The organism is Streptomyces sp. NPDC001933 (assembly GCF_042890955.1).
In the GTDB taxonomy this organism is placed as follows: domain Bacteria; phylum Actinomycetota; class Actinomycetes; order Streptomycetales; family Streptomycetaceae; genus Streptomyces.
The window spans coordinates 94,745-119,812 of sequence record NZ_JBIASS010000006.1 but is presented as its reverse complement, the minus strand read 5'-3'; the positions used below and the strand labels follow the sequence as shown (position 1 = coordinate 119,812).

25 protein-coding genes are annotated in these 25,068 nt (G+C 71.6%); 14 read left to right on the top strand and 11 right to left on the bottom strand.

Annotation, left to right across the window (positions count from 1 at the left end):
- Positions 1–56: 56 nt before the first annotated feature.
- The 5 genes from ACFYY7_RS16965 (at position 57) to ACFYY7_RS16945 (ending at position 4,653) form a co-directional block, all read left to right on the top strand.
- Positions 57–752, top strand: coding sequence for a response regulator (locus ACFYY7_RS16965; protein ID WP_388662236.1), 696 nt, complete (start codon positions 57–59; stop codon positions 750–752).
- A 143-nt stretch (positions 753–895) separates the two neighbouring features.
- Positions 896–2,452 (top strand): ATP-binding protein, encoded by a 1,557-nt coding sequence (locus tag ACFYY7_RS16960; RefSeq protein ID WP_388662664.1) that lies wholly within the window; start codon positions 896–898, stop codon positions 2,450–2,452.
- Positions 2,449–2,946 carry a hypothetical protein gene (locus tag ACFYY7_RS16955; protein WP_388662234.1) on the top strand — a complete coding sequence of 166 codons (498 nt, stop codon included), beginning with the start codon at positions 2,449–2,451 and terminating at the stop codon, positions 2,944–2,946. The genes ACFYY7_RS16960 and ACFYY7_RS16955 overlap by 4 nt, the downstream gene beginning before the upstream one ends.
- 236 nt (positions 2,947–3,182) lie before the next feature.
- Positions 3,183–4,004 carry a L,D-transpeptidase family protein gene (locus ACFYY7_RS16950; RefSeq protein ID WP_388662662.1) on the top strand — a complete coding sequence of 274 codons (822 nt, stop codon included), beginning with the start codon at positions 3,183–3,185 and terminating at the stop codon, positions 4,002–4,004.
- A 67-nt stretch (positions 4,005–4,071) separates the two neighbouring features.
- Complete coding sequence (locus tag ACFYY7_RS16945; RefSeq protein WP_388662232.1) at positions 4,072–4,653, top strand: Uma2 family endonuclease; 582 nt, start codon at positions 4,072–4,074, stop codon at positions 4,651–4,653.
- A gap of 81 nt (positions 4,654–4,734) precedes the next feature.
- On the opposite strand, the gene metG is transcribed toward ACFYY7_RS16945, so the two are convergent.
- On the bottom strand, positions 4,735–6,348 hold the full coding sequence (gene metG / locus ACFYY7_RS16940) for a methionine--tRNA ligase (RefSeq protein ID WP_388662231.1): 1,614 nt from the start codon (positions 6,346–6,348) through the stop codon (positions 4,735–4,737).
- A 159-nt stretch (positions 6,349–6,507) separates the two neighbouring features.
- Between metG and ACFYY7_RS16935 the strand changes: the two genes are divergently transcribed.
- Together ACFYY7_RS16935 and ACFYY7_RS16930 are read left to right on the top strand one after the other, a co-directional pair.
- The gene (locus ACFYY7_RS16935; protein ID WP_388662660.1) at positions 6,508–7,161 is read left to right on the top strand and encodes a response regulator transcription factor; all 654 of its coding nucleotides are present in this window, start codon (positions 6,508–6,510) and stop codon (positions 7,159–7,161) included.
- Positions 7,158–8,369 carry a sensor histidine kinase gene (locus ACFYY7_RS16930; protein WP_388662229.1) on the top strand — a complete coding sequence of 404 codons (1,212 nt, stop codon included), beginning with the start codon at positions 7,158–7,160 and terminating at the stop codon, positions 8,367–8,369. The genes ACFYY7_RS16935 and ACFYY7_RS16930 overlap by 4 nt, the downstream gene beginning before the upstream one ends.
- Here the strand turns inward: ACFYY7_RS16930 and ACFYY7_RS16925 are convergent.
- Positions 8,303–9,721, bottom strand: a complete 1,419-nt coding sequence (locus ACFYY7_RS16925) for a VWA domain-containing protein (protein ID WP_388662227.1) — start codon at positions 9,719–9,721, stop codon at positions 8,303–8,305. The genes ACFYY7_RS16930 and ACFYY7_RS16925 overlap by 67 nt on opposite strands.
- Before the next feature lie 370 nt (positions 9,722–10,091).
- Between ACFYY7_RS16925 and ACFYY7_RS16920 the strand changes: the two genes are divergently transcribed.
- Together ACFYY7_RS16920 and ACFYY7_RS16915 are read left to right on the top strand one after the other, a co-directional pair.
- Positions 10,092–11,744 (top strand): hypothetical protein, encoded by a 1,653-nt coding sequence (locus tag ACFYY7_RS16920; protein WP_388662225.1) that lies wholly within the window; start codon positions 10,092–10,094, stop codon positions 11,742–11,744.
- 37 nt (positions 11,745–11,781) lie between these two features.
- Positions 11,782–12,183: an RNA-binding S4 domain-containing protein gene (locus ACFYY7_RS16915; RefSeq protein ID WP_266731474.1), complete on the top strand. Its 402-nt coding sequence runs from the start codon at positions 11,782–11,784 to the stop codon at positions 12,181–12,183.
- A 92-nt stretch (positions 12,184–12,275) separates the two neighbouring features.
- On the opposite strand, the gene ACFYY7_RS16910 is transcribed toward ACFYY7_RS16915, so the two are convergent.
- The 4 genes from ACFYY7_RS16910 to ACFYY7_RS16895 all read right to left on the bottom strand — a co-directional run bounded on the left by ACFYY7_RS16910 (position 12,276) and on the right by ACFYY7_RS16895 (position 16,576).
- Positions 12,276–14,252 (bottom strand): FUSC family protein, encoded by a 1,977-nt coding sequence (locus tag ACFYY7_RS16910; protein ID WP_388662223.1) that lies wholly within the window; start codon positions 14,250–14,252, stop codon positions 12,276–12,278.
- 23 nt (positions 14,253–14,275) lie between these two features.
- Complete coding sequence (locus ACFYY7_RS16905) at positions 14,276–14,527, bottom strand: DUF2630 family protein (RefSeq protein WP_266731475.1); 252 nt, start codon at positions 14,525–14,527, stop codon at positions 14,276–14,278.
- Positions 14,528–14,567: 40 nt separating this feature from the next.
- A complete protein-coding gene (locus ACFYY7_RS16900) occupies positions 14,568–15,518 on the bottom strand; it encodes an NADP-dependent oxidoreductase (RefSeq protein ID WP_388662221.1) in 951 nt (316 codons plus the stop codon).
- A 113-nt stretch (positions 15,519–15,631) separates the two neighbouring features.
- Positions 15,632–16,576, bottom strand: a complete 945-nt coding sequence (locus ACFYY7_RS16895; protein ID WP_388662219.1) for a hypothetical protein — start codon at positions 16,574–16,576, stop codon at positions 15,632–15,634.
- A gap of 118 nt (positions 16,577–16,694) precedes the next feature.
- Between ACFYY7_RS16895 and ACFYY7_RS16890 the strand changes: the two genes are divergently transcribed.
- The gene (locus tag ACFYY7_RS16890; protein ID WP_388662217.1) at positions 16,695–17,105 is read left to right on the top strand and encodes a hypothetical protein; all 411 of its coding nucleotides are present in this window, start codon (positions 16,695–16,697) and stop codon (positions 17,103–17,105) included.
- Between the two features lie 110 nt (positions 17,106–17,215).
- Here the strand turns inward: ACFYY7_RS16890 and ACFYY7_RS16885 are convergent, their stop codons facing one another.
- The 3 genes from ACFYY7_RS16885 to ACFYY7_RS16875 form a co-directional block, all read right to left on the bottom strand.
- Entirely contained in the window at positions 17,216–17,641 is a 426-nt protein-coding gene (locus ACFYY7_RS16885; protein WP_266731481.1) for a universal stress protein, read from the bottom strand.
- Positions 17,642–17,761: 120 nt separating this feature from the next.
- Entirely contained in the window at positions 17,762–18,433 is a 672-nt protein-coding gene (locus ACFYY7_RS16880; RefSeq protein WP_388662215.1) for an FMN reductase, read from the bottom strand.
- A 5-nt stretch (positions 18,434–18,438) separates the two neighbouring features.
- A complete protein-coding gene (locus tag ACFYY7_RS16875) occupies positions 18,439–19,563 on the bottom strand; it encodes an LLM class flavin-dependent oxidoreductase (protein WP_388662213.1) in 1,125 nt (374 codons plus the stop codon).
- Between the two features lie 172 nt (positions 19,564–19,735).
- Between ACFYY7_RS16875 and ACFYY7_RS16870 the strand changes: the two genes are divergently transcribed.
- The 4 genes from ACFYY7_RS16870 to ACFYY7_RS16855 all read left to right on the top strand — a co-directional run bounded on the left by ACFYY7_RS16870 (position 19,736) and on the right by ACFYY7_RS16855 (position 22,696).
- Positions 19,736–19,876 carry a DUF6126 family protein gene (locus tag ACFYY7_RS16870; protein ID WP_388662658.1) on the top strand — a complete coding sequence of 47 codons (141 nt, stop codon included), beginning with the start codon at positions 19,736–19,738 and terminating at the stop codon, positions 19,874–19,876.
- Positions 19,877–19,885: 9 nt separating this feature from the next.
- Positions 19,886–21,556, top strand: a complete 1,671-nt coding sequence (locus tag ACFYY7_RS16865) for a hypothetical protein (protein WP_388662211.1) — start codon at positions 19,886–19,888, stop codon at positions 21,554–21,556.
- A 113-nt stretch (positions 21,557–21,669) separates the two neighbouring features.
- The gene (locus tag ACFYY7_RS16860) at positions 21,670–22,080 is read left to right on the top strand and encodes a VOC family protein (RefSeq protein ID WP_388662209.1); all 411 of its coding nucleotides are present in this window, start codon (positions 21,670–21,672) and stop codon (positions 22,078–22,080) included.
- A gap of 139 nt (positions 22,081–22,219) precedes the next feature.
- The gene (locus tag ACFYY7_RS16855; RefSeq protein WP_388662207.1) at positions 22,220–22,696 is read left to right on the top strand and encodes a nuclear transport factor 2 family protein; all 477 of its coding nucleotides are present in this window, start codon (positions 22,220–22,222) and stop codon (positions 22,694–22,696) included.
- A 155-nt stretch (positions 22,697–22,851) separates the two neighbouring features.
- On the opposite strand, the gene ACFYY7_RS16850 is transcribed toward ACFYY7_RS16855, so the two are convergent.
- Together ACFYY7_RS16850 and ACFYY7_RS16845 are read right to left on the bottom strand one after the other, a co-directional pair.
- Positions 22,852–23,907 carry an NAD(P)-dependent alcohol dehydrogenase gene (locus tag ACFYY7_RS16850; RefSeq protein WP_388662205.1) on the bottom strand — a complete coding sequence of 352 codons (1,056 nt, stop codon included), beginning with the start codon at positions 23,905–23,907 and terminating at the stop codon, positions 22,852–22,854.
- A 288-nt stretch (positions 23,908–24,195) separates the two neighbouring features.
- The gene (locus ACFYY7_RS16845) at positions 24,196–24,702 is read right to left on the bottom strand and encodes a DUF6624 domain-containing protein (RefSeq protein ID WP_388662203.1); all 507 of its coding nucleotides are present in this window, start codon (positions 24,700–24,702) and stop codon (positions 24,196–24,198) included.
- Between the last annotated feature and the right edge of the window lie 366 nt (positions 24,703–25,068).

Sequence of the window (25,068 nt, the reverse complement as noted above, 5' to 3'; positions counted from 1 at the left end):
CTCCACCCCTGTCCGGGGCAGACGCGGGCGGTCCGGGCATGCCCATAATCGGATCCATGCCGCATGTGTTGCTCATCGAGGACGACGCGTCCGTACGGGACGGAATGGAGCTCGTGCTGCGCCGGCACGGGTACGGCGTGGAGACCGCCGCCACCGGCGAGCAGGCCCTCGCCCTGCTGGACGGGGAACGGGGCGCACGGGTGGAACTGGCCGTCCTGGACCTGATGCTGCCCGGCATGGACGGCTTCGAGGTGTGCCGCCGCATCCGCGCCCGCTCGGCGGTCCTGCCCGTCATCATGCTGACCGCACGCGGCGACGACCAGGACATCGTGACCGGCCTGGAGGCGGGCGCCGACGACTATGTCGTCAAGCCGGTCACCGCGCCCGTCCTGGAGGCCCGTATCCGGGCCGCGCTGCGGCGGGCGGAGCCGTCCGGGCCGGTGCGCGGGGCCGGTGCCGACCTCGCCGGGCTGGTGATCGACCGCGCCGGGCTGACCGTCACCAAGCACGGCACACCGGTTCCGCTGCCGCCCACCGAACTGCGGCTGCTGCTGGAGCTGTCGGCCGCCCCGGGCCGGGTGCTCAGCCGCGAGCAGCTCCTCGAATCCGTCTGGGACCACACCTTCCTGGGCGACTCCCGGCTGGTGGACGCGGCGGTCGGGCGGCTGCGGGCCAAGCTGGAGGACGTGCCGGCCAAGCCTCGGTACGTCCAGACGGTGCGGGGCTTCGGCTACCGCTTCGGTCCGCTGTGAACCGTACGGACGCCGTTGCGAACGGTACGGACGCCGTTGTGAACCGCACGGGCGTCGTTGCGAACGGTACGGACGTCGTTGCGAACCGCACGGACGCCGTTGTGAACCGCACGGACGTCGTTGTGAACCGCACGGACGTCGTTGTGAACCGCACGGGCAAGGGCAGGCGCGGCGCCGCCCCGACGCGGCGCTCGCGACGCCTCGTCGGCGGGCTGCGCGTCCGGCTGGTCGTCACCTTCGTCGTCGTCGCGCTCGTCAGCGCGGTGACCGCGACCGCCCTCGCCTACCGGGACGCCCGCACCGCCGTCCTCCAGCGCACCCAGAACGCCGCCGTGGACGACCTCCGGGAGCGGGTCACCGCGGTCGCCGCCGACTTCGACGTACCGCCCGACCAGCAGTCGCTGTCCCGGTTCGCGGCGAAGGTGTCGGAGGGACTCGGCGGGAACATCGTCGTCGCCCGCTACCAGGACCTGTCCGCCGTCTCCGACTCGCTCGCCGACACCACGTCCAGGATCACCACCGAGCTGCGCATCGCCGTCACGACCGGCGACCAGGCCCGGTTCCAGCGGGTGCGGTGGCGGGGCGATCCCTATCTGGTCGTCGGTACGCCCGTCCGGTTCGACGACGGGGACCGCCGCACCTCCGGCCTGGAGGTCTACGCGATCACCGATCTGCGGGCCGAGCGCGACGACACCGCCGCCCTGCTGGACTCCGTACGGGCCGGCATGGTGCCGGTGATGCTGCTGGCCGCCGTCCTGGCACTGCTGGCCGCGGGCACGGTGCTGCGGCCGGTGCGGAAGCTGGGCCGGGCCACCCGTGAGCTGGCGGCCGGCGACCTCGGCACCCGGGTCGCCGTCTCCGGGCACGACGAACTCGCCGACCTGGCCCGGACGTTCAACGAGACCGCCGACGCGCTCCAGTCCTCCGACACGGAGCTGCGCGACCAGGAGGCGAAGGCGCGCCGCTTCGTGGCGGACGTGTCGCACGAGCTGCGCACGCCCCTCGCGGCGATGACGATGGTGGCGACCGTCCTCGAGGAGGACGCCGACCAGCTGCCGCCGGACGCGGCGCGGGCGGCCCGTACCGTCGGCGCGGAGACGGCACGGCTGTCCCGGCTGGTCGAGGACCTGATGGAGATCTCCCGCTTCGACGCGAAGGCGGTACGGCTGAACGCGGCCGAGGCGGATCTCGCCGACACCGTACGGGCCTCGCTGGCGCTGCGCGGCTGGACGGACCGGGTGCGGACCGACCTCCCCGAGGGGCTGCGGGCGGTGGTCGACCGGCGCCGGATCGACGTGATTGTCGCGAACCTGGTGGGCAACGCGTTGCGGCACGGCGCCCCGCCGGTCACCGTGACGCTCGCAACGGCCGATGCGGCGGACGGCGAGTGGGTGGTCCTGTCCGTCGCCGACCACGGACCGGGGCTGCCGCCGGAGGCACGGGAGCGGGTCTTCGACCGGTTCTACAAGGCGGACGCGGCCCGCACACGCGGCGCCGCCGACGACAGCGGACAGGGCAGCGGCCTCGGCACGGCGATCGCGCTGGAGAACGCCCGGCTGCACGGCGGCACGATCGAGGTGGCGGACGCGACCGACGCGACCGACGCGGCGGACATGGCGGACACGGCGGACGGACCGGCGCGCGGCGCGGTGTTCACGCTGCGGCTGCCCCTGCGGCGTACCGGAGAGGACACGGAGTGAGGATCCGGAAGGGCATCGCGATCACGGTCGCCGCGCTGGGGTCCGCCCTCGTGGGCTGCGGCGTGCAGCCGACCGGGGTGATAGGCGCGGGCGAGCCCGCGTCCGGTCCGACGCGCGGGATGCGGCTGTACTACGCCTCCGCCGCCGGGCTGCGCGCGGTGCCGCTGATCGACAAGGAGGTCGAGGACCTCAACGGCGTGCTGAAGCTGCTCGGCTCGATGGCGCCGCCCGCCGACCAGGGCGGACTCACCTCCCTCGTCCACCTCGGCGGCTACTCGGCGACCGGCTCGGGCACCCGGGTCACGGTGCGGCTGGAGGGCTTCTACGGGGAGTCAGGACGCGACCAGGCCACCGGCCAGCTGGTGTGCACGCTGGCGCGCGCCCAGTCCGTACTCGAACCGAAGGTCAGGACCGACGACGTCGAGGTCACCCTGCGACCGTCCGAGGGCGAAGCGCTGGGCCCGTACCGGTGCCCGGAGTTCCTCAACGGCTGACTGACCGGCAATCAGACCTCCCCGCCACCACCGGACGGAAGGTCCCGGAACCTACACGCACGGAACGGTTCCGGGGCCCTTCGACGCGCGTGTCCGGCGGGGGATACAGCCGTATGGCCCCCGTACGGATTCGCCCTCGCGCGACGCGGCGTTAACTGGGGGCGGCGGTAGGAGACGTGACGGGGAGCCCGTCTGTGCCGCCGTCACCCCACGAATGCTGAGGAGTTCCCGTGTCCGTGTTCCGTCCGTCGGCCTTCCGGCGTCCCCCGTACGCCGTACCTGCCGGTGCCTGTGCCGCCGCGCTGCTGCTGCTCACCGCATGCGGCAACACCTCCGATACCGCCGCTCCCGAGTCCCTCTCCGTCCGGACGGGCGCCACGGCCTCCACCGGTGTCGCGGGCCCCCAGGCCGACGGGCCACGAAAACGGGCCGCCCCCGGGCCGCACGCGCCGGTCGTCCGGCCGCGCGAGATCCCCGCGCTGGGGCCGAAGACGCGGGCCGCGATCCCGGCGTCCTCCAAACAGGTCCTCGTCGTCACCGGCGACGACTACGACTCCAGCCTGTCCACCGCGGTCCTCTACGCCCGCGACAACCCGGCCCTCGGCTGGCTGCCCGTCACGACCCGCTGGCCGGCCCACAACGCGCTGAACGGCTGGACCGACGAGCACTGGGAGGGCGACCTGCGCTCCCCGGTCGGCGTCTACGGTCTGACATACGCGGGCGGCCTGTTCGACCCTCCCGACACGGCGTTCCCCTACGACCGGAACCCGGCGTTCGTGGTGAGCGGCGAGGGCTTCGAGGGGGATCAGCTCGAAGGGTCCTTCGACTACGTCGTAGCCATCGACTACAACCGCACCCCCGGCGTCACCCCGCTGGACCCGGAACGCCCCCTCGGCCAGGAGCGCGGCGGCGGCATCTGGATCCACGTCGACCACGGAGGCCCGACCCAGGGCTGCATCTCGCTCCCGCTGGACCGGATGCGGGAACTCCTGAGCACCCTCGATCCGGCGAAGAAGCCGGTCGTCGTGATGGGTGACGCGGAGGCACTGGAGGAGTGAACGGGGGACGGGCCGGGAGGGGGGCCCGTACGCTGGAGGAAGCCCGTTTCCTTGCCAGGAGGCAGTGATGACCGTGTCTGACGAGGGTGTGCTGACACAGGAGGTCTTCGAGGACCTTGCCCGTCACGCCATACGCGCGGAAGAAGCGCTGCGTCTGGAGTTCGTGAACGGGAAAATGGGGGTCAAGGCTGTGCCGGACGGGGATCACGGGCGGATCATCGCCTGGCTCACACAGATCTGCATGCAGTCGGGACCGGGCAATTGGCTCTTCGCCGAACAAGGTCTGCGAGTCGAGACATACCGCAAGGGCAATGCCCGCCCGGACGCTGTGCTCGCCCCGCTGGAGAACTTCGTCGGCCAGGGCGAATGGGCCGACCCCAGCGGCGTCCTGATGGTCGTCGAGGTCACCTCGTACGACGAGGACACCGACCGCCGCGACCGGGTCGAGAAGCCGCGCGCCTACGCCGAGACCGGGATTCCCGTCTACCTGCTCATCGACCGCGAAACCTGTGAGGTCAAGGTGCACTCGCAGCCCGACGGAGTGCGGTACGAGCAGGTCGTGACGGTTCCGTACGGGAAGACCGTCGAACTGCCCGACCCGGTGGGCATCGAACTGGACACCGAGCCGCTGAAGAACTGGGTCCGCTGACCCGGGCGGAGCACCCGCGGCAGTACGGCGAAGGGCGGGACCGTTACTACCGGTCCCGCCCTTCGCCGTGCACGTACTCCGTTACGCCGGCTTCTCCTCCAGGCGCGGGAACAGCACCGCGCCCTTCGTCACCGTGGCTCCCGCGGGGAGCCGGCCCCAGGTGCCCGCGTCCTGCACGCGCTGGTCGGCCAGCGCGCCCAGGGACTCCTCGGCGCCCAGCGACTCCCACAGCTTCTGCGAGGTCTCCGGCATCACGGCGTTCAGCAGCACCGCGACACCGCGCAGCGACTCGGCGGCCGTGTAGAGGATCGTCGCGAGGCGGGCCTGGCCCTCGGGGGAGTCGTCCTTGGCGACCTTCCAGGGCTCCTGCTCCGTGATGTAGCCGTTGACCTGCTTCACGAAGTCGAAGATCGCCAGGATGCCGGCCTGGAAGTCCAGCTCCTCGCCGATCTTCTCGTCGGCCGTGGCGACGGCCTTGGCCAGGCCCTCCTGGACCGCCTTCTCGGCGTCACCCGAGGCGGTGGCCTCCGGGAGCGCGCCGCCGAAGTACTTGCCGACCATGGCCGCGACGCGCGAGGCGAGGTTGCCGTAGTCGTTGGCGAGCTCGGAGGTGTAGCGGGCGGAGAAGTCCTCCCAGGAGAACGAGCCGTCGCTGCCGAACGCGATCGCCCGCAGGAAGTACCAGCGGTACGCGTCCACGCCGAAGTGCGAGGTCAGGTCCTGCGGCTTGATGCCCGTCAGGTTCGACTTCGACATCTTCTCGCCGCCGACCATCAGCCAGCCGTTGGCCGCGACCTTTCCGGGCAGCGGCAGACCCTGCGCCATCAGCATCGCGGGCCAGATCACCGCGTGGAAGCGCAGGATGTCCTTGCCGACCAGGTGGACATTGGCGGGGAACGTCCCGTCGAACTTCTCCTGGTTGGCGCCGTAGCCGACCGCCGTGGCGTAGTTCAGCAGGGCGTCGACCCACACGTAGATGACGTGCTTCTCGTCCCACGGCACCGGGACGCCCCAGTCGAAGGTCGAGCGGGAGATGGAGAGGTCCTGGAGGCCCTGCTTGACGAAGTTCACGACCTCGTTGCGGGCGGACTCGGGCTGGATGAAGCCCGGGTTGTTCGCGTAGAACTCCATCAGCTTCGGGCCGTAGGCGCTCAGCTTGAAGAAGTAGTTCTCCTCCTTGAGGATCTCCACCGGCTTCTTGTGGATCGGGCACAGCTTGACGCCGGCCTCGTCCTCGATGAGGTCGCCGGGGAGCTTGTACTCCTCGCAGCCCACGCAGTAGGGGCCCTCGTAGCCGCCCTTGTAGATCTCACCCTTGTCGTACAGGTCCTGGACGAACTCCTGCACCCGGTCGGTGTGGCGCTTCTCCGTCGTACGGATGAAGTCGTCGTTCGCGATGTTCAGGTGCTCCCAGAGGGGCTTCCACGCCTCCTCCACGAGCTTGTCGCACCACTCCTGCGGGGTGACGCCGTTCGCCTCGGCAGTGCGCATGATCTTCTGACCGTGCTCGTCCGTGCCGGTGAGGTACCACACCTTCTCGCCGCGCTGGCGGTGCCAGCGGGTGAGCACGTCGCCTGCGACGGTCGTATAGGCGTGGCCCAGGTGAGGAGCGTCGTTGACGTAGTAGATGGGGGTCGATACGTAGAAATTCTTCACGCCGTCGCCCCCTTGCTTCTCGGATCCAGTGGCCGCCATGGTCGAAATCCTAACGGCCCGCGGGCGACCGACTCACACCGATTACGGCCGGTCACCCCCGGACCGGGGGCGTGGAGACCCTTGCGAAACATCCCTTCCGGTAGCAAAGCGCATCCTGGGAGGGAGTTGACACGCGTGTACGAGGCAGGAGACATCACGATGCGGATACTGGTCGCGGAGGACGAGGAGATCCTGGCGGAGCTGGTCGCCACGGGGCTGCGGCGGGCCGGCTTCGCCGTCGACACGGTGTACAGCGGTGACGCCGCCCTCGCCTACCTGGGGCTGCACGACTACGACGTCGTCGTCCTGGACCGCGACCTGCCCCGGGTGCACGGCGACGACGTGGCGCGCGGCCTCGTCGCCTCCGGCTCCCGGACCAGGATCCTGATGCTCACCGCCGCCGGTTCCATGGAGGACCGGGTCGCCGGGCTCGACCTCGGCGCCGACGACTACCTGGGCAAGCCGTTCGAGTTCCCCGAGCTGGTGTCACGGGTCCGGGCACTGCGCCGCCGCAGCGCCCGCCCCGTGCCGCCGCAGCTGGAACGGCACGGTATCCGGCTCGACACCGTGCGGCGCACCGCCTCGCGGGACGGCCGGGGGCTGGACCTCTCGCCGAAGGAGTTCTCGGTGCTCCAGCTGCTGCTGGAGGCGGACGGCGGGACCGTCAGCGCGGAGGAGCTGCTGGAGCGGGCCTGGGACGCCAACGCCGATCCCTTCACCGGTGCCGTCCGCGTCTGCATGAGCAAGCTGCGCGGGAAGCTCGGGGAACCGACGCTGATCCGTACGGTGCAGGGCGTGGGGTACGCCCTGTGAGGCGGCTGTCCGGTGTGCCGCACTCCAGGATCCGGGCCCGGATCGCACTCGTGTACGGCGGGGTGTTCCTGGTCCTCGGTACGGCGCTGCTCGCCACCGTCAACCTCGCCTCCCGCGCCGGTACGGACTCCCAGGCGCGCGACATCGCCCGCACGGCGGCCGTCGTGCAGCCCGGCTACGCGGTGAACGGTCCGCTCATCACCCGGCGGAGCCTCGGGCCGCCCACCGTCTACGACCTCACCGACAACGTCAGTGACGCGGCCGGCCATCAGCTGCTGATCTGGTCCGTGGCCGCGCTGCTCGTCATGACGGCCTGCGCGGTCGGTGTCGGCTGGTGGACCGCGGGGCGGGTGCTGCGACCGGTCCACGCCATGACGGAGAAGGCGCGCCGGCTCTCCGAGCACAATCTGCACGAGCGGATCGCGTCCAGCGGCCCCGACGACGAGCTCAAGGAACTCGGCGACACGCTCGACGCGCTGCTGGCCCGGCTGGAGAAGGCCTTCGACAGCCAGCGGCGGTTCATCGCCAACGCATCCCACGAGCTGCGGACCCCGCTCGCCACCCAGCGGGCCGCGATCCAGATCGGCCTGGACGACCCGACTCCGGAGGATCTCGTACGGACCAGGCAGACGCTCCTGGACAACAACCGGCGCAGCGAGCGGCTCATAGAGGGGCTGCTGGTCCTGGCGCGCAGCGAGCGCGGGCTCGCCGAGGGCGAGCGGGAGCCGGTGGATCTCGCGCAGGTGGTGACGGAGGAGACGGCCCGGCACCCCGGCGTGCGGGCCGATACCCACTTCTGCACGGTGCGGGGGAACCGCATGCTGCTCGCGCAGCTGGTGGCGAATCTGCTGGCCAACGCCGTCACGTACAACGTGCCGGACGGGACGGTGGACGTGTCACTGGTGACGGCCGGCGGCGGGGCGCGGCTGGAGGTCCGCAACACCGGGCCGGTGGTGGACGCGGCGGACATCCCCGGGCTGTTCGAGCCGTTCCGGCGGGGCGAGGGCAAGGACCGGATGGGGCGCGGGTCGGGCCTCGGCCTGTCGATCGTGCGCTCCATAGCGGTGGCGCACGGCGGTACGGTCACGGCGGTGCCGGGGCCCGGGGGCGGGCTCGCCGTGACCGTACGGCTGCCGGTGGATCAGTCGGCGGTCACCGTCTCGCGGGCCGCGATCCAGGCGGGGAGCGCGGCGAGGACCTCGCGGTAGAACGTGGTGTCCGCGACCTCCCGGGGCGCGGGGCCCGCGTGGAAGAACCCGGCGTTCGGGGCGTCCAGCTTGCGCAGGAAGTCGAAGCCCTTGGCGTCTTCCTCGCCGAACGCGACGAACTGGAAGAACAGCGGCAGCCGCGCCGCGTCGGCCAGCGCCTGCTTGGCGGCCTGCTTGGCGTCCGGCGGGCCGTCCGTCTGGAAGATCACCAGGGCGGGGCCGGTCGCCTCCGACTTCTCGTAGTGCGCGACGACCTCTTCGACGGCGCTCTGGTAGTTCGTACGGCCGAGGCGGCCGAGGCCCGCGTTCAGCTCGTCGATCCGGCCCTCGTGGTCGGCGAGGCCGACCGTTCCGGTGCCGTCGATCTCCGTCGAGAAGAAGACGACGGGGACGGTCGCGTTCTCGTCCAGGTGCGCGGCGAGCGCGACGGTGCGGTCGCCCAGGTGCTGGGCGCTGCCGTCCTTGTAGAACGGCCGCATGGAGCCGGAGCGGTCGAGAACCAGGTAGACGGTGGCGCGCAGCCCCGTCAGCCCGTGCGCCTTCAGCCCGGCCTGGGCCGCCTTGTACGGGTCGACGAGCCCGGGGGCCCGCGACTTGACCTTGGCGAGGGTGAGCGCGGGCTTGGGGGCGGGGGTGGGGCTCGGGGTGGTTGCGGGGGCCGTCTCGGCTGCGGGGACTGCCTCGGTCACGGGGGCGGGCTCGGCCACCGGGGCGGGGGCCTCGGCCTCGGCCTCGGCCTTGACCTCGGGCTCCGCCTCGGCCTGCGCCTCGGGCTCGGCGGTGAGCTCGGGCTCCGCCTCCACCTTCGGCTCCGTCTCGACCTCCGGCTCGGCCTTGACCTCGATGGCGGGCTCGGCCTCGACCTCGGCCTCGACGGTGGGCTCCGCCTCCGGCTCGACCTCCGGCTCGATGGCGACCTCGGCCTTGACCGGCTCCGGCTCCTCCACCTTCGCCTCGGCCTCGACCACCTCCGGCTCCGCCTCCGCCTCCGCCTCCACCTCCGGCTTCGTCGACTCCGACTTCGGGGCCGGGCTCTGCGCCGGGACCGTGGGGACGGACGCCTTGTCGAAGGCGGCGGCCACCAGGTCCGAGGCCAGACCGCTCTCCTCGCCGGCGGACCGGCGAGAGGCGGGCGCCGGTACCGAAGCCTTGGTGGGCGGGGTGGTTTCGAGGACCGGGGCCGACTCCGCGACCCGCTCGTCCGCCGTGGTGGACGCGGTCTCCGTCGGCGTGGCCGGCTCCGACTCCGTGGGTGCGGTGCGCTCGGTCTGGGGCGGGACCGTGGCCGTCGGCGCGTCCTGCTCCGCGCGGTCGCGGCCGAACACCTTGCGCAGCAAGCTCCGAATGCCCATGGGCGAGGCCTTTCGCGTGAGTTGGGTGCGAGAAATGTCCGACCTGTGGGAATTGATCCCTGGCCAGGACGGATACGTAAGGTTAGCGGCCGGATCCGGCCCTTCGGTGGTGCGGCCCGCCCGTGTGGGAACTGAGCTGCAACCGAGCCCCGAACGAGTCCTGTGCCGATGCCGTGCGGGCCTCATGTACGTCGTTCAAATGTGCGTAACCGGTCCCAAGTTGCCTTGTTAACGTGAACGGACGGTGCGCCTGACGCAGAGTCAGGCGCACCGTTGTCCGTTGTTCGAAAGCGTTACCAAGAAGGGCTCCCACATGGGGAAACCAATCCGTAGAACACGTTCTGCCGCCTGTGCCGTTGCGGCGGGTGCGATGCTTTCCGGCCTCGTCCCGGCGGTCGGTGCCGCCGCTGCTCCGGCGTCCGCCCCGCCCTCCTCGGTGCGGGCCGCCGACGACCCGCCGCCGGGCAACGAGGGAATGCCGGACGACGGGTTCGACAACGAATCCGAGGGTGAGCAGGACGACTTCGCCGGAACCGGAACCGGATCCGCAGCGGCCTCGGATTCGTCCTCGGATTCGGCCTCGGCCGCCCCGGGCGTCTCCGCTCTCGCCACCCCCGTCCCCGGCCGGGCCGCCGACTTCAAGCTGGTGAAGAGCACCGATATCTCCGGTCTCGTCACGAAATTGGACGCCGCGCTGCCCAAGCAGGGCCTCACCGAACTGATGGAGCAGGCCAATCGGCCCTCCAAGTGGGAAGGTGCCTGCGGAACCGCCGGAATCTACGGCTCCGATCTGGCGGTCAACCACCGGGTCTGCTGGCAGAGTGACGACGCCACCTCCTCGGAGTGGGTGCCGCAGGCCATCACCGGTGTCTCGGACGCGCAGGAGGACGAGGACTGGGGCACGTCCAACGCCGAGCCGATCGCCGTGGCCGGTTACGACGCGGAGAACCCGGGCCGCAGCAACTACGCCAAGGACCGCGACAACTGCCTCCAGGACTCCGCGTCGGACGCCTGCAACGAGAAGGGCATCCGGGTCAGCTTCTTCAACCAGGCGACCCAGATGTACCGCCATGTGCTGCTGGTCTGGCCGTACACGAACTCCAAGGACCACATCTCCTTCGACGCGCTGCACGCGAGCGAGGGCAAGTGCACCACCGAGGTGACGTCCTCCTGCGCCGCGCAGAACGGCATCCACGCCGGTGGCATGGTCTGGTACGGCAATTACCTGTACGTCGCCGACACCGCCAACGGCATGCGGGTCTTCGACCTGCGCAAGATCATGGACCTCAACCCGGACAACAAGGCCGACGTCGACGACCCGACGCCTGACGGGCTGGTCAGCAACGTCGTGGACAAGAAGCGGATCGGCCGCCAGAGCAACGTCTGGTACGGCTACGGCTACCGCTACGTCATGCCGCAGGTCGCCACGCTGAAGTTCACCACGGCGAAGAACGGCGGGACCACCAGCGGCAACCAGTGCTACACCACCGGCCGCCCGAAGGCCTCGTACATCTCGCTGGACCGTACCGACACCGACCACATGGTCCTCGGTGAGTACTGCAACACCAACAACGGCGGCACGAGCCCCGGCCGCGTCGGCACGTACTCGATGACCGAGCTGACCGCCGCCGTCGAGGGCGCCACCGGCACGACCGCCTCCGCCGACCTGGCGTACGGCCTGCCGACCGGTGCCACGTTCAACAACGAGGCGCTGTGGCACAAGATCCAGGGCGTCACGCGGTACGAGGGCAAGTGGTACTTCCACCGCAGCAACGGCTACGACAACGGCCGGCTGCTCCAGGCCACGCCGGGCACCGTCGACGGGGCGTCCCAGCTCGTCGGCAACGCGAAGACGCTGGAGTCGGCGTTCGGGCCCGAGGACCTCTACCTCGCGCACGGGCGCGGCGACGGCTTCGCACCGCAGCTGTGGTCGCTGAGCGAGCACGCGCCGAGCAAGTGCGGGGCGTGCAAGCGCGAGCTGTACAGCTACAACATGGGTGAAGTGATCAGCGACTTCGGCTGATCCCCACGACCCCACGACAGGCCCTACAGTCGGAGACATGGTTTCCGGTGAGGCGCCGCAGGCGGAGGGCAGCGTTCGGGTCGACGTCTGGATCTGGTCGGTCCGGCTGACGAAGACCCGTTCGCAGGCCGCTGCCGCCTGCCGCGCGGGTCATGTGAAGGTCGCCGGCGAGCGCGCCAAGCCCGCCCAGGCGCTGCGGGTTGGCGACGAGGTACGGCTCCGGCACGCCGGACGCGACCGGATCGTGGTCGTGTCGAAGATCGTCAAGAAGCGGGTCGGCCCTCCGGTGGCGGCGGAGTGCTTCATCGACAACAGCCCGCCCCCGCCGCCGCGCGAGGCGGCGATCCAGGTTCCGGTACGGGACCGGGGCGCGGGCCGGCCGACGAAGCGGGACCGGCGCGAGATGGAACGGCTGCGGGGCGCCGGCCCCACAGGCTGACCGGCCCCACCACCGGGCGACCGCCCCACCGGGCTGACCGCCCCCCCACCGGGCCGACCCCACCGGCTGACCGCCCCACCGTGGAGCAGCCCCTACGGCTGGGGCGAGGCGATCGCCCGTGCCGCCGCCACCTCCTGGCGCAGCGGAGCGAGTACGCCTTCCTCGTCGCCCGGAAGTTCGGTGCGCACCTCCACCAGGACCTCGCTGGCCCGTATCCCCTCGGCCAGCTCCCGCAGCTGCCGCTGGACCTCGGCGACCTCGGCCGGTGGCGGCTCGGGTGCTCCGTGGTTGACCCGGACCCGGGCCGCCGTCGTCGCGTCCACGATGCGTTCGACCGCGACGACCAGCGGCCACCAGGCGGCGGCCCGGGTGCCGACCGGGGGCGGTTCGGTCAGGGCCCGCTGGAATTCGGAACGTACGACCGACAGGTCGCGGTAGATCCGGCGCCGGGCCCGCACCCGTTCCGCCCGGTCGCCGGAGCCGCCCGGCTCGAACGCGCACGCCACGTAGTCGGCGATGTCCGCCACCGCGTCCGCGAGCCGGTGGCCGACCCGTACGTGCCAGCTCTCCGGCCACAGCAGATAGCCCGCCACCAGCACGATCGCGCAGCCGATCAGGCTGTCCAGGAAGCGCGGCCAGACCAGGTGGAAGCCCTGGTGGTTCAGCAGGTCGGACAGGAGCAGGATGACCGGGGTGATGGCCGCGGTCTGGAAGGCGTAGCCCTTCGCGGTGAGCGCCGGGATCAGCGCGGCGAGCACCACCATCACCGGCACGTCCCACCAGCCCACCGGCACCGCGGCGAGCACCGGTGCGGCGATCACGAGCCCGGCAGCCGTGCCCACCGATCGCAGCACGGCCCGCGAGAACACCGAGCCGAAGTCCGGCTTGAGGACGAACGTGACGGTCAGCGCCACCCAGTACGAGCGCGGCACCGGGATCAGCGAGGTCAGCGCCTGGGCCAGGCCGATGCAGAGGGCGAGGCGCAGCCCGTACCGCCAGGAGGCCCCGGAGAACAGCACGTCGCGGGTGGCCCGCCGGATCCGTACCCCGAGCACGGCGGGGCGGCCGAGCCGGTCGTCGACGTTGTACGGGTCGGGGTCGGCCTTGTGCACCACGACCGCCGCGTGCCGCAGGGCGCTGTCCACCGCACGGGTGGCGGGTGAGTCCGGTGCGGGCAGGGTGAGTTCGGGGCGGCCGGTGCGGCTCTCCTCGACGGCGACGGCCAGTTCGCGTACCGCCGCCGGGATCTCGTCCGGGAGCCTGAGCCGGCGGACATGGACGGCGGGGGCCGCCTCGACGAGCGGGATGACGACGTTGAGCTGGGCGAGCAGCCGCACCATGGCGTTGCTGCGGCCGTGGTAGCGGGCCCGGCGGGCCAGGATCAGGTCGTATGACGTGTTGAGGGACTGGGTGACGGCCTGGCGGCGCTCCTCGTACGCGTCGGTGCCCGCGGCGGCGAGCAGGTCGGCGACCGTGAGGTAGGTGTCCGCGACCGCGACCCGCTCCGGGAGCTTCCGGCGCAGCGGCCAGGCCAGCAGGGTCAGGGTGAGTACGAACAGGCCGCCGACCGTGAGCAGCAGCGGCGCCACCCACCAGGGCTGCGGCATCGGGAGTCCGGCACCGACCACCGCGTTGAGCAGGAGCAGCAGCCCGGACACCGAGGCGACCGCGCCGATCGTCGACATCATCCCGGAGACCAGGCCGACCAAGGTCAGCGCGGCGACGGCCCCCCAGCCGGTTCCGTACACCAGCGTGCCGAGCATGATGCCGAGCGCGCCGAAGAGCTGCGGCACGGCGATGTTGAGTATTCGCATCCGGTACGCGTCGGCGGTGTCGCCGATGACGCCGGAGAGCGCGCCCATGGAGACGAGCGCGCCGTACGCGGGGCGGTCCAGCGCGAAGCCGACGGCGAGCGGTGCGGCCAGGGAGACGGAGGCGCGGGCGACGCCCGCCCAGGCGATGGGCGTGGACGGCTTCGGGCGCAGTCCGCTCAGCAGCCAGGGGGGTGGCGCCAGCCATGGGGGTGGCGCCGTCCGCCGCCGTCCGGATCCGGTCTCCGTGTCGGTCAACGCGTCCCCCCTCGGTCGTGCGTTCAGCTCCGGTAGCCCTCGACCTCGTCGGCGGGCCGGACCCGCGCCTCGGACGGATCTTCGCCGTACTCGCTCAGCGCCCGGCGCTGTCGCATCAGATCCCAGCACTGGTCGAGCCGTACTTCAACGGTACGCAGCCGTGCTTTCTCTTCCTCGCTGAGGCCCATTTCGCGGGTGGAGCGGTCGCGCAGGCTCCGTTCCTCGGAGATGAGTCCGCCGATCTCGTCGATGATGTCGTGTTCCCGGTCGTCCATGACGTCTCCTTCGTGGCGGGGGGAGAGGGGGCGCAGGGGGTCAGAGCACGATGACGGTCTTGCCGCGTGCGCCGCCCGTCCGGTTCCGGTTGAGGGCCTGCGGGGCCTTCTCCAGGGGGAGCTCGATGTCGACGGGCACCCGCAGTACGCCTTCGGCGGCGCCCGCGGCCAGGACGTCGAGCAGGACCGGGGTGGGTTCGAGCCGGAAGTCGATACCGGTCACGCCGGGGGGCAGGGCGGCCCCGGAGGCGATGCCGCGCGTGGTGAGGGCGATGCCGCCGCCGCGTACCAGGGCGGCGTGTCCGGCGAAGGAATCGGGGGTGGTGGAGACCAGGTCGACCAGTGCGTCGACACCGTCCGGGCAGTTCTCCCGTACCGCCGCCTCCAGCGGCCGGTCGGTGATGTCGATCGTGACGGCGGCGCCCAGCCCCGTCATCCGGGTGTGCTCGTCGCCGCGCACGGCGGCGATCACCCGTATGTCGCGGGCGGAGGCGAGCTGGGTCAGATAGCTGCCGACGCCGCCCGCCGCACCGATGACCAGCAGGGTCTCGTGGCCCCGGAACACCGCGATCTCCAGGATCTGGGCGGCCGCCATCCCGGCGGAGGGAAGCGCGGCCGCGGCCCGCAGGGGGAGGCCGGGCGGTACGACGGTGATGGCGGAGTCCTGAGGCACGGACACGTAGTCGCAGTACGTGCCGCTGCCCGCCGCGTTCGGCCGGGCGACCCGGCCGAAGACCTGGTCGCCGACCCGGAACCGGTTCTCGCCGCTGCCGATCATGTCGACCCGGCCCGCGAAGTCCACCCCGACGACCACCGGGAACACGCGCGGTGCCGGTCCGTCGTCCGGGGAGCCCTGCGCGGCCTGCCAGTCGGACGGGTTGAGTGCGGCGTACTCGATCCTGACCCGTACCTCTCCGGCCTCCGGTTCGGGCTTGGGCATCTCCACCAGTGCGGGGTCGGCCCGGAACGCGCCGACGGCTATGGCTCGCATGCGGAAGACCTCTCAGTCGCCCCCGATCCGGCAGTCACGAGAACCACTCTTCCCCGGCCCGCCCGCCGCCGCATGTCGAGCGGAAAAGACCCCGCGGAGCCCCGCGGACCGGGTCATTCCGGACCCGGCCGCCCCAGCTTTCCCGGCCGTCCCACCTCGCCCCGGCCCACCCGCTCCCGTCCCCGCATCCGCACCCACCCCCGCACCAGCCCCGTGCACAGGGCCACCGCCAGTCCCACGGCGAACACCGCCCACACCGTCGTGCGCAGCGAGCCCGTCAGCGCGTCGTACACCGCCGCCGCCGCCCCCTCCGTCTCGCTGTCCGGCAACTCGGACAGCACCCGGTCGCGGGTGTACGCGAGCACCGCGCGCAGTACCAGCGCCCCGAGCGCGAAGCCGAGCCCTGCCACGGCGGTGGCCGAGAGCGCGGCGGGCCAGGAGCGCCTGTGCCCCGGTCCGCCGCCGCGCAGCCAGGCCACGGCCACGGCCAGGACGGCGACCACGAGCGTGGCCACGGCAGGCCAGATGCTGCCGGTCCGCAGCAGACGGAAGGTCTGGCGCAGTTGGTCGGCGCGGTCGGCGGAGATGAGCGTGATGTCGGTGTGCTGGACCGGGATCCGGTCGGCGAACGGCACCCCGTTCTCCTCCAGGTTCTGCTTGACCCGCTCGGTCACGGGGGCCAGATCGATGGTCACGGCCTCGCCGGTGTTGCCGTTCAGGGCGGCGGTGACGGCCTCGTGGGCGGTGCGGTTGGCGGCGTTCCAGGCGTCCTGGAAGGCGTCGGTGGTGGTGAAGGACAGCACCGCCTGGCGCAGGAACTCCCGCACGGTGTCCTGGAGCGGCCCGGCGTCGATCTGTTTCATCGCCCCGTCGGTGATGAGGTCGGTGACGGTGCTCTGCACATCGGGGTCGGAGGCGAGCGGGGCCACCGCGTCGACGTAGCGGTCCGTGTTGTCGATCTCCAGGTCCACCCAGGCGGACAGCGCGGCGACCGGTACCAGGACGGCGAGCAGCACCACCAGTACCACCGAGAGAGCCGCCGAGAGATACGTCCGCACCCGTCCAGGGAATCCCGTGCCGGGGCGGCGCGCCCCGGGCCGTACGCCATCCGAGTTGCCGGGTGGCGCGGCCGGGTGTGCCCTGGAAGGAAAAGGAGCCACGGAAGGAGACCCCCGCATGTCCACACACGCGGCAATGCCGGCCGGCGGACGGACCCGGCCGAGGTCACACGCACGCGGGCACAGCAGGAGCTCCTGGGCCGTTCCCGTCACGCTGGGCGCGGCGTACGGCCTCTACGCCTCGTTCATCCTCCGCAACAACGGCGCGAGTGCCGGCCGGCAGTTCTGGTACGGCCTGATCACCGCGGTGGCGCTCGCCGCCCTGTGCTTCGTGCTGGGCCGGATCCAGCACACCATGCTGCCCCTGGTGCGGGCGGCGGCCTACGGCGCGCTGACCGCGGCGGCGATCGGCCTGCTGGTCGGACTGACCGATTCGAGCGTGCTGCGGTCCGCGGCGCTGGGGCTGTCGGTCGGCCTCGGGATGTTCATCAGCACCTTCTACATCTACTACACGCACGAGAAGACGTGAGTCCGTACGGTCCCGTACGGACACGAGGGCGGGCCCGCACACGTTCGTGCGGGCCCGCCCTTTCGCGTTCTCACGCCCGACCGGAGACGGTCACGCGTCACGTACGACGGTCACGCGTCGCGTACGACCGTCACCGGGCACGGTGCGTGCTGGGTGACATGGAGGCTGACCGAGCCGAGCAGGGTCGCCTTGAAGCCGCTGTAGCCGCGCGCCCCGACGACCAGCAGGTTCGCGCCCTTGGCGCGGTCCAGCAGGGACTGGGCCGGGTTGCCGATCACCACGATCTTGCTGACCGCCGCCGCGCCCTCGGCGCCCAGGGCCTCCTCCAGTGTCTCGTTGAGGGCCACGGTCGCCACGGCCTGCGGGTCGAAGTCCTCCGGCATGCCGGGCATCATCGACGCCCAGCTCGTCGCGGGGTACTCCCAGCTGTTGACCGCCTCCACCGTGTCGCCGGTCAGCTCCGCCTGGCGTACGGCCCAGTGCAGCGCCTTGACCGACGACTCGGAGCCGTCCACGCCCACCACGATCCTGCCCATCCCTGCCTCCAGCTCGGTTCGGCTCAGTGCGCAGAGGCGCCGTACGTACCGGAAACCCCGCACGGCGCATCTTTCGTGCCAACTCTAATCAAACCGGACAGGGACGCAGGAGGTGGGGCCTCAGTCCAGGCGGAGGTCGGCGAGCTGCTGCTCGAACGGCACGACCTCGTCGTCCAGCCCGAGGGTCCGCCGCGCCCCGGACGCCGCCCGGCCGCCCGTGATCATGGCCGCGAGCTCGCCGCCCGCCCGCCGGATGCGGGACGGCAGCCCGTCGGTGTACTCGTCGCCGGACGAGCCCCAGTCCTCCGACGCCGCGTACACGGACGTCGGTACGACGGTGGCCCGCAGGTAGGCGAAGAGCGGGCGCATCGCGTGTTCCAGGACCAGCGAGTGGCGGGCGGTGCCGCCGGTCGCCGCTATGACGACCGGCTTGCCGGTCAGCGCCGTGTTGTCGATCAGGTCGAAGAACGACTTGAACAGCCCGCTGTACGAGGCGGTGAACACGGGCGAGACGGCGATCAGTCCGTCCGCCTCCGTCACCTCCTTGACCGCCTCGTCCAGGGCGGCCGGCGGGAAGCCGGTGACCAGGTGGTTGGCGATGTCGACGGCCAGGTCGCGCAGTTCGATCACCCGGACCTCGACCGTGCGGTCCTGCTCGGTCAGCAGCCGCTCACGGGCGGCGCCGGCCAGCCGCTCGGCCAGCAGCCGGGTCGAGGACGGGCTGCTCAGCCCGGCCGATACGGCGACGATGCGCAGGGGCTCGGTGGCGAAGACGTTGGACGTGTTGGACACGGCGGTCAGGCCTCCTTCGTGGCGGCAGTGGCGGCAGTGGCAGAACTGGCGGCATCGGCGGTGCGGGCGGCGACGGCCGGGTGGACGGGCGCGGAGTCCGGGACCCCGGCCGGGCGCAGCGCGGCGAACTCCTTGCGCAGCACCGGGACGACCTCCTCGCCGAGGATGTCGAGCTGCTCCAGGACCGTCTTCAGCGGCAGCCCCGCGTGGTCCATCAGGAACAGCTGGCGCTGGTAGTCACCGACGGCGTCCCGGAAGGACAGGGTCCGCTCGATGACCTCCTGCGGGGAGCCGACGGTCAGCGGGGTCTGCCGGGTGAAGTCCTCCATCGAGGGTCCGTGCCCGTAGACCGGCGCGTTGTCGAAGTACGGGCGGAACTCCCGTACCGCGTCCTGCGAGTTCTTCCGCATGAACACCTGGCCGCCGAGGCCGACGATGGCCTGCTCGGCGGTGCCGTGCCCGTAGTGCGCGTACCGCTGCCGGTACAGGTTCACCATCTTCGCGGTGTGCTCGATGGGCCAGAAGATGTTGTTGTGGAAGAAGCCGTCGCCGTAGTACGCGGCCTGCTCGGCGATCTCCGGCGAGCGGATCGAGCCGTGCCAGACGAACGGCGGGACGCCGTCCAGCGGGCGCGGGGTCGCGGTGAAGGACTGCAGCGGCGTACGGAACTTGCCCTCCCAGTCGACGACGTCCTCGCGCCACAGCTTGTGCAGCAGGGCGTAGTTCTCGATGGCGAGCGGGATGCCCTGCCGGATGTCCTTGCCGAACCACGGGTAGACCGGACCGGTGTTGCCGCGGCCCATCATCAGGTCGACGCGGCCGTCCGCGAGGTGCTGGAGCGTCGCGTAGTCCTCGGCGATCTTCACCGGGTCGTTGGTGGTGATCAGCGTCGTGGACGTGGACAGGATCAGGTTCTCGGTGCGGGCGGCGATGTAGCCGAGCGTGGTCGTCGGCGAGGACGGGACGAACGGCGGGTTGTGGTGCTCGCCGGTCGCGAAGACGTCCAGGCCGACCTCTTCCGCCTTCTGCGCGATGGCGAGGGTCGCCTTGATCCGCTCGTTCTCGCTCGGCGTCCGGCCGGTCGTGGGGTCGGTGGTGACGTCTCCGACGGTGAAGATCCCGAACTGCATGGCGCCCGCCTCCAGAACTAGATTTGTTGAACGTTGAACTATGTGAACACACCCTACAACGGAGCACCCCCCTGACCTATTCCGCGCTCCCCGAAGGAGCTCCGGACCGGTGCGTACCCTGGACGCGGCGCGCGGACCAGGCACGGACCGTGCCCGGACGGAGAGCGGGACTGTGAGCGGGAGCGGCGGCGAGAGCGAGCGCTGGAAGGAGCGCGGCGTGGCCCTGCGCGTCTTCGTCTACGCATTCGCCACGCACCTCTTCGCGGGCTTCATCTGGATCCTGTTCTACGTCGGCGAGCACGCGAAGAAGTAGTGAAGTGAAGTGAGCGGGGCAGGGGTGGGGGCGGGGAACATGGGCGGCGTGGACGGCGTGGACGGCGTGGACGGCACGGACAGCACGGCACCGGCGCGCCTGGAGGCGGTGCTCGCGGCGGACGACATCTGGAGCGCGCTGTTCGCACTGGCCGAGGACGCCCCGGCGGGCCTGCCCGACGCGATCGGGGCCCGCTACGGCCGGGCGGCACCGGCCGAGCGGCACCACCTCACCTGGCTGCTGGGGGCCCTCGGCGAACCGGCCGTCCCGGTGTTGCTGCGCCTGCTGGCCGAGAGCGGCGGCGACGGCGCGAAGGAGCTGCTGGGCACGGCGGTGCAGCGCAGGCTGCGTATTCCGGCGGCCGAGCTGCACCGGCTCGCCGAGGAGCTCGGCGCGGTGGAACCGCTGGTGGACGCGATGGGGCTGTCCGAGGACGCGGGCTTCGCACCGTTCCTCGGCGGGCTGCTGGACCACGAGCGCCTGAGCGGGCGCGCGGCCATGGCGCTGGGGCGGCTCGACGCCCGGGAGTGGACGGTGCCGGTCGCGGAACGGCTCCCCGGCCTGACCGGACTGCGGCACGGCGCCTTCGTCGTGGCCCTGGAACTGCTGGACGACCCGGCCGCGATACCCCACCTCCTGCGGGAGCTGGAGACGAACCGGGAGCCCGCGGGCGACGTGCACCACGCCCTGGTCGCCCTGACCGGCCGGCACCCGCTGCTCCCCCTGGATCCTCCTGACGGCGACCACGGCAGGCTGTTGCACGGCATCTGGTCCGAGCGCCGGCCGGACAGCCCGGTCCCGCCGTCGGTCGGCCCGTTCGCGCTCGACTCCCCGCGCCACGCGCGCTTCACCGTCGAGGACGGTCGGGGCAGGATCCGTATCGACTACGACCCGCCCGCGCCCGGTACGTCCTGGCCCCGCTGGGACAAGTCCCTCCGGATCGACGGCGAGCGTGTCTATCACGTCGGCTCGGACTGCGGTACGTGCGAGACGACGATGACCCTCCTCGGCTGGCCGCCCCGGACGGCCCGGGAGGGCGCGGACCGCCTGCGCACCGCACTCGCCGACGTGGACGGCCTGGGCTCCGGCGTCCTCGACGCGGCCGCCCCCCTCATCGCGGAGCTCCCGACCGGCCACTACCGCGCCCACCTGACCGACCTCGCCCTGGAGCGGGTGACCGACCCGGCGGCGTCGTGGTGGGTCCGGCGCCGCGAACTGCGCGAGGACGCCGAGCCGTACGCCACGGAGGCCCCCCTCGACGACGACTGGCCGGGCACCGCCCACTTCCAGCTGCGCGACCCCGTCCCCGGCGAGACCCCGACGTACGGCGCACTGCTCCCGTCCCAGCCCCTGGACGCACTCGACGCGGCCACGGTGACCCGGTACGCCTCGGCCATCACGGCAGGCCGCCGCCCCGCCGCCCTGGCCCTCGCCTGGGTGGAGGACGTCTACGTGCAGGCCGAGTACCCCGAACGCTTCCTGGCGGCCGCGGTCCTGGACGGCCACCACAAGCTCGCCGCCTACGCGGCGGCCGGTGTACCAGCCAGGGTCCTGCTCCTGTCGAGGGCGGAGGACAACTGGGGCCCGGAGACGGGCTGGAGCAAGGCGTTCGACGAGGTGCTGGGGCAGTTGCAGGACGGTGGGCAGAGGCGCGGCGCACCGCGGGACGGACCGATGTAGGACAGCCGAAGGAGGCGCGGCCCGCCCCGGGACCGATGCCGCCCGGCCCCCGTCCGCCTACGCTGCGGGCCGGGCACGCGCAGGGCGTGCCGCCGCCAGGCAGGAGCCCCGCCGTGCCGTTCACCGGACAGACCCACATCCGCATCGCCCGCCCGTCCCGGGACCTGGCCGCCGCCGAACGCTTCTGGGCGGACGGCCTCGGGCTGAACGTCCTGTACCGCGCCGACGCGGAACGGGAACCCGGCACGCACGACCTCCTGATGCTGGGCCACCCGGACGCCCCCTGGCATCTCGAACTCGTCCACGGCGGCGACCGCCCCGCCGACCCCCGCCCCACCGACGAGGACCTGCTCGTCCTCTACCTCGACGGTCCGGTACCGGAGGAGATGGTGGACCGCCTGGAGGCGCACGGCGGAAAGCGGGTCCCGTCGCCGAATCCGTACTGGAACGAGTGGGGTGTCACCGTGGAGGACCCGGACGGGTACCGCCTCGTCCTGTGCCGGCGCGGGTGGAGCAACGCCTGACGGTTTCGCGTTCCGGGCCGCGGTCGCCGCCGAGCCCGGTCTTGCCGCGCCCGGCTCCGACGTGCCTGGTCTCTGTGCACAGGACGCGCAGGGCCAAGTGCCTTGACCTCAAGTGTGCTTGAGGCAGGAGCCTTCTTTCATGAACACCACAGAGATGCAGCGACAGTTGCGCGCCCTGACCGACCGGGCCGAGATCACCGACCTGATGGACCGCTACCTGCGTTCCCTGGACGACGGCGTCTTCGACGAGGAGTGGGCGCGGGCGTTCCACACCGAGGACGTCACCGCGGAGATGCCCATCGGCGCAGTCCACGGCCGTGACGCCCTGCTCGCGCACATCCGGCGAGGAATGGCGTTGTTCGACCGAACGGTGCACCTGGGCACCAATGCCGTCATCGAGATCGACGGGGACCGGGCCACCGCCCGGGGCGCCCAGTTGAGCACCCACGTCCTGGCGGACGGCTCGGGCGGCCTCTTCATCTCCGCCGGTCATGCCGACAACGAACTGGTCCGGACGGCCGACGGCTGGAGGATCTCCGCCTCGGCGCTGCGCGTGGTGTGGATCCGGGGCGCTCCGCCACGGCTGCCGGAGGAACTCGCGGCGGCTGTCGCCTAGTTGAAATGCCCTGGCCGAGAGGGCTCACCGCTTCGCGCCGCATGTTCCCGCACGCGGGTGACGCGGCTTCGCCACTGGGCCCCGGGCACAAGACCCGGCGCCGGGTTTGACGACACGATTACGTGCCCCGTGCCCCGTGCACTGCACTGCCTGGTTCAGGCGTCGAAGGTGACGACGGCGCGGCCGCGGAGGGTGCCGTCGTGCAGTGCCTTGTACGCTTCCTCGACCTTGGCGAAGGGGAAGAGTTCCACGTTGTTCTGGATGCGTCCGGTCTCGGCGAGCGTCAGCACCTCCTGGACATCGGCGATGCTGCTGCCCTGGAAGTTGAAGACTTCGCCGTCTCGGGGCAGTCCGCCGTACCAGGGGGCTTGGAGGCGGCCCATGGCGGCGCCGATGAGGCCGTACGCGCCTGCGGGACGGACGGCGGCGGTGCCGGTGGCGATGGTGGCGTCCACACCGACGAAGTCCAGCACCGCGTCGGCTCCGTACCCGTCCGTGAGCGCGCGGATCTGGTCGGCGGTCTGCTCGTTGGTGCCGACCAGCGTGTTGTGCGCACCCAGCTCTCGGGCCAGCTTCAGACGGGCCTCGTCGGCGTCGACGGCGATCACGTTGGCGCCGGTGAGCAGGCGAAGGTACTGCACCGCGAATGCGCCGAGGCCGCCCGCGCCGATGACGACGGCGGTACCACCAGGGCGGATGCGCGGCGCCGCGCGGCGCACGGCGTGGTAGGAGGTGGCTCCGGCGTCGGTGAGCGGGCCCGCGGTGCGCGGGTCGAGGCCGTGCAGCGGCAGGAGCGCGCGCAGGTCTTCGACGAGGACGTATTCGGCGAGGCCGCCGTCGCGGCCGAAGCCGCGCCCGGCGGTTGCGTCGGGGCAGTTGTTGTCCTGGCCGCGGACGCAGAACGAGCACGTGCCGCAGGAGGCGGGAGAGACCAGTGCCACCGCGTCCCCGGGGGCGAAACCGGTGACGCCGGGACCGAGTTCGGCGATGTGGCCAGAGGTCTCGTGGCCGAGGGCGAAGGGCATGCTCCAGCCGATGGCGCGGCCGGTCTCGGCGGGCATGGCCAGCATGGTGAAGTCGGAGTGGCACAGCCCGCACCCGGCCACCTTGACCAGGACCTGGCCCGGCCCCGGTGTCGGTACGGGAACCTCGACGACTTCGGCGGGGTGTTCCCATTCAGGAATGCGGTAGGCCTGCATGGTGCGGCTCACGGCGGTCACCGTCCTCATTCGCCATTTGTTCGCTGCTGTCTGAATCGATTCGACCGTAGCCCAGGTCTCCGCGAGCAGTACCCGCTGCCGAGGGTGAGAAATACGGTGTGGCAGGACCCCGCGGCCGGAGGTATAGCGCCCCTTTCCGCCGCTCCGGCCTCGGGGTGACCGCCATCGTCCCGGATGCAGATGCGTTGGCACCCGTTGCGCCACCCGCCACACTGATGCGATGGGGAGACAGCGCCAACCAGTTCCTATGGCCACTACCGATTCACCGATGACGGGGCGTCAGGGCGTCGCGAACTTGGCGACGTACTCGTCGAAGGGCTCGATGCCGACTTCTGCACGGAGTTCGTCCATGCGCTCGGGCTCTTCGCAGGGCCACGGAACGGGTGCCCCGCCCGTCACACCGGCGATCTGAGTGCCGTAGACCTGCTTGCGGCCCTCGTTGACCAGCGTGCGGTCGCGCAGAAAGGCCAGCTCGCGCGGACCTGCCGACCCTGCCGCCACCGCCTGCTCCATCAAACGGAGGGCGCGCCGTTGGACGTCGAGCTGCCGGTCGGCGTGCTGAGCGATCAGCCACGCCGCGCGTGCGGCCTCCTCGCCGACCAGTTCCGCCGTCGGCCAGCCGTACTCGTGCATGATCTCGCCGAGCCGGTCGCCGTGCAGTGCGGTGAGCCGACGCCATGCCAACTGCTCGGCCGGGTCGTCGCTGTTCGCGCGGATCGAGCACTGGTGATCGGCCGCAGCCATGTCCGCGAGTTCCGCAGCCAGCGCGGCAACATCGTGCGCCATTCTCGACTCCCTTGAGACGTCGGTCCGTTGTGCTTCTAGACCGCAACCCTAGAGGCGCATATCAGGCGTAAAGATCATTCCGGAGAACGGTGACAGGCGCCTCCCCGCGCCCGGATAATGGATATGTGCCCGGAGCCGGCGGGTCGCCTGCCCTGGCTTTTGGGGGTACGGGGCGCGGCGCGGAGCCGGAAAGGTCGTGTGGGCGGAGTTCGGTTCGGTTACGCTCGGGTCATGACCTCCGTACTGTGCCGAAACTGGTGGCGCTCCTTCTAGGAGCGGCCGCCTCCCCTCTGCACGGAATCAGGGCCGTTCGATATGGACGGCCCTTTTCTCTGCCCTCGTACGGGTGCGGATGCCGGTGATCAC

What these genes read in the sequence shown, in the direction of transcription:
- ACFYY7_RS16935 (WP_388662660.1), top strand. Translation starts at nt 6,508, where the DNA reads ATGCGGATACTGGTCGCGGAGGACGAGGAGATCCTGGCGGAGCTGGTC.
- ACFYY7_RS16920 (WP_388662225.1), top strand. Translation starts at nt 10,092, where the DNA reads ATGCTTTCCGGCCTCGTCCCGGCGGTCGGTGCCGCCGCTGCTCCGGCG.
- ACFYY7_RS16845 (WP_388662203.1), bottom strand. Translation starts at nt 24,702, where the DNA reads ATGGCGCACGATGTTGCCGCGCTGGCTGCGGAACTCGCGGACATGGCT.
- ACFYY7_RS16915 (WP_266731474.1), top strand. Translation starts at nt 11,782, where the DNA reads ATGGTTTCCGGTGAGGCGCCGCAGGCGGAGGGCAGCGTTCGGGTCGAC.
- ACFYY7_RS16855 (WP_388662207.1), top strand. Translation starts at nt 22,220, where the DNA reads ATGAACACCACAGAGATGCAGCGACAGTTGCGCGCCCTGACCGACCGG.
- ACFYY7_RS16925 (WP_388662227.1), bottom strand. Translation starts at nt 9,721, where the DNA reads ATGGGCATTCGGAGCTTGCTGCGCAAGGTGTTCGGCCGCGACCGCGCG.
- ACFYY7_RS16945 (WP_388662232.1), top strand. Translation starts at nt 4,072, where the DNA reads ATGACCGTGTCTGACGAGGGTGTGCTGACACAGGAGGTCTTCGAGGAC.
- ACFYY7_RS16965 (WP_388662236.1), top strand. Translation starts at nt 57, where the DNA reads ATGCCGCATGTGTTGCTCATCGAGGACGACGCGTCCGTACGGGACGGA.
- ACFYY7_RS16900 (WP_388662221.1), bottom strand. Translation starts at nt 15,518, where the DNA reads ATGCGAGCCATAGCCGTCGGCGCGTTCCGGGCCGACCCCGCACTGGTG.
- metG (WP_388662231.1), bottom strand. Translation starts at nt 6,348, where the DNA reads ATGGCGGCCACTGGATCCGAGAAGCAAGGGGGCGACGGCGTGAAGAAT.
- ACFYY7_RS16875 (WP_388662213.1), bottom strand. Translation starts at nt 19,563, where the DNA reads ATGCAGTTCGGGATCTTCACCGTCGGAGACGTCACCACCGACCCCACG.
- ACFYY7_RS16885 (WP_266731481.1), bottom strand. Translation starts at nt 17,641, where the DNA reads ATGGGCAGGATCGTGGTGGGCGTGGACGGCTCCGAGTCGTCGGTCAAG.
- ACFYY7_RS16905 (WP_266731475.1), bottom strand. Translation starts at nt 14,527, where the DNA reads ATGGACGACCGGGAACACGACATCATCGACGAGATCGGCGGACTCATC.
- ACFYY7_RS16890 (WP_388662217.1), top strand. Translation starts at nt 16,695, where the DNA reads ATGTCCACACACGCGGCAATGCCGGCCGGCGGACGGACCCGGCCGAGG.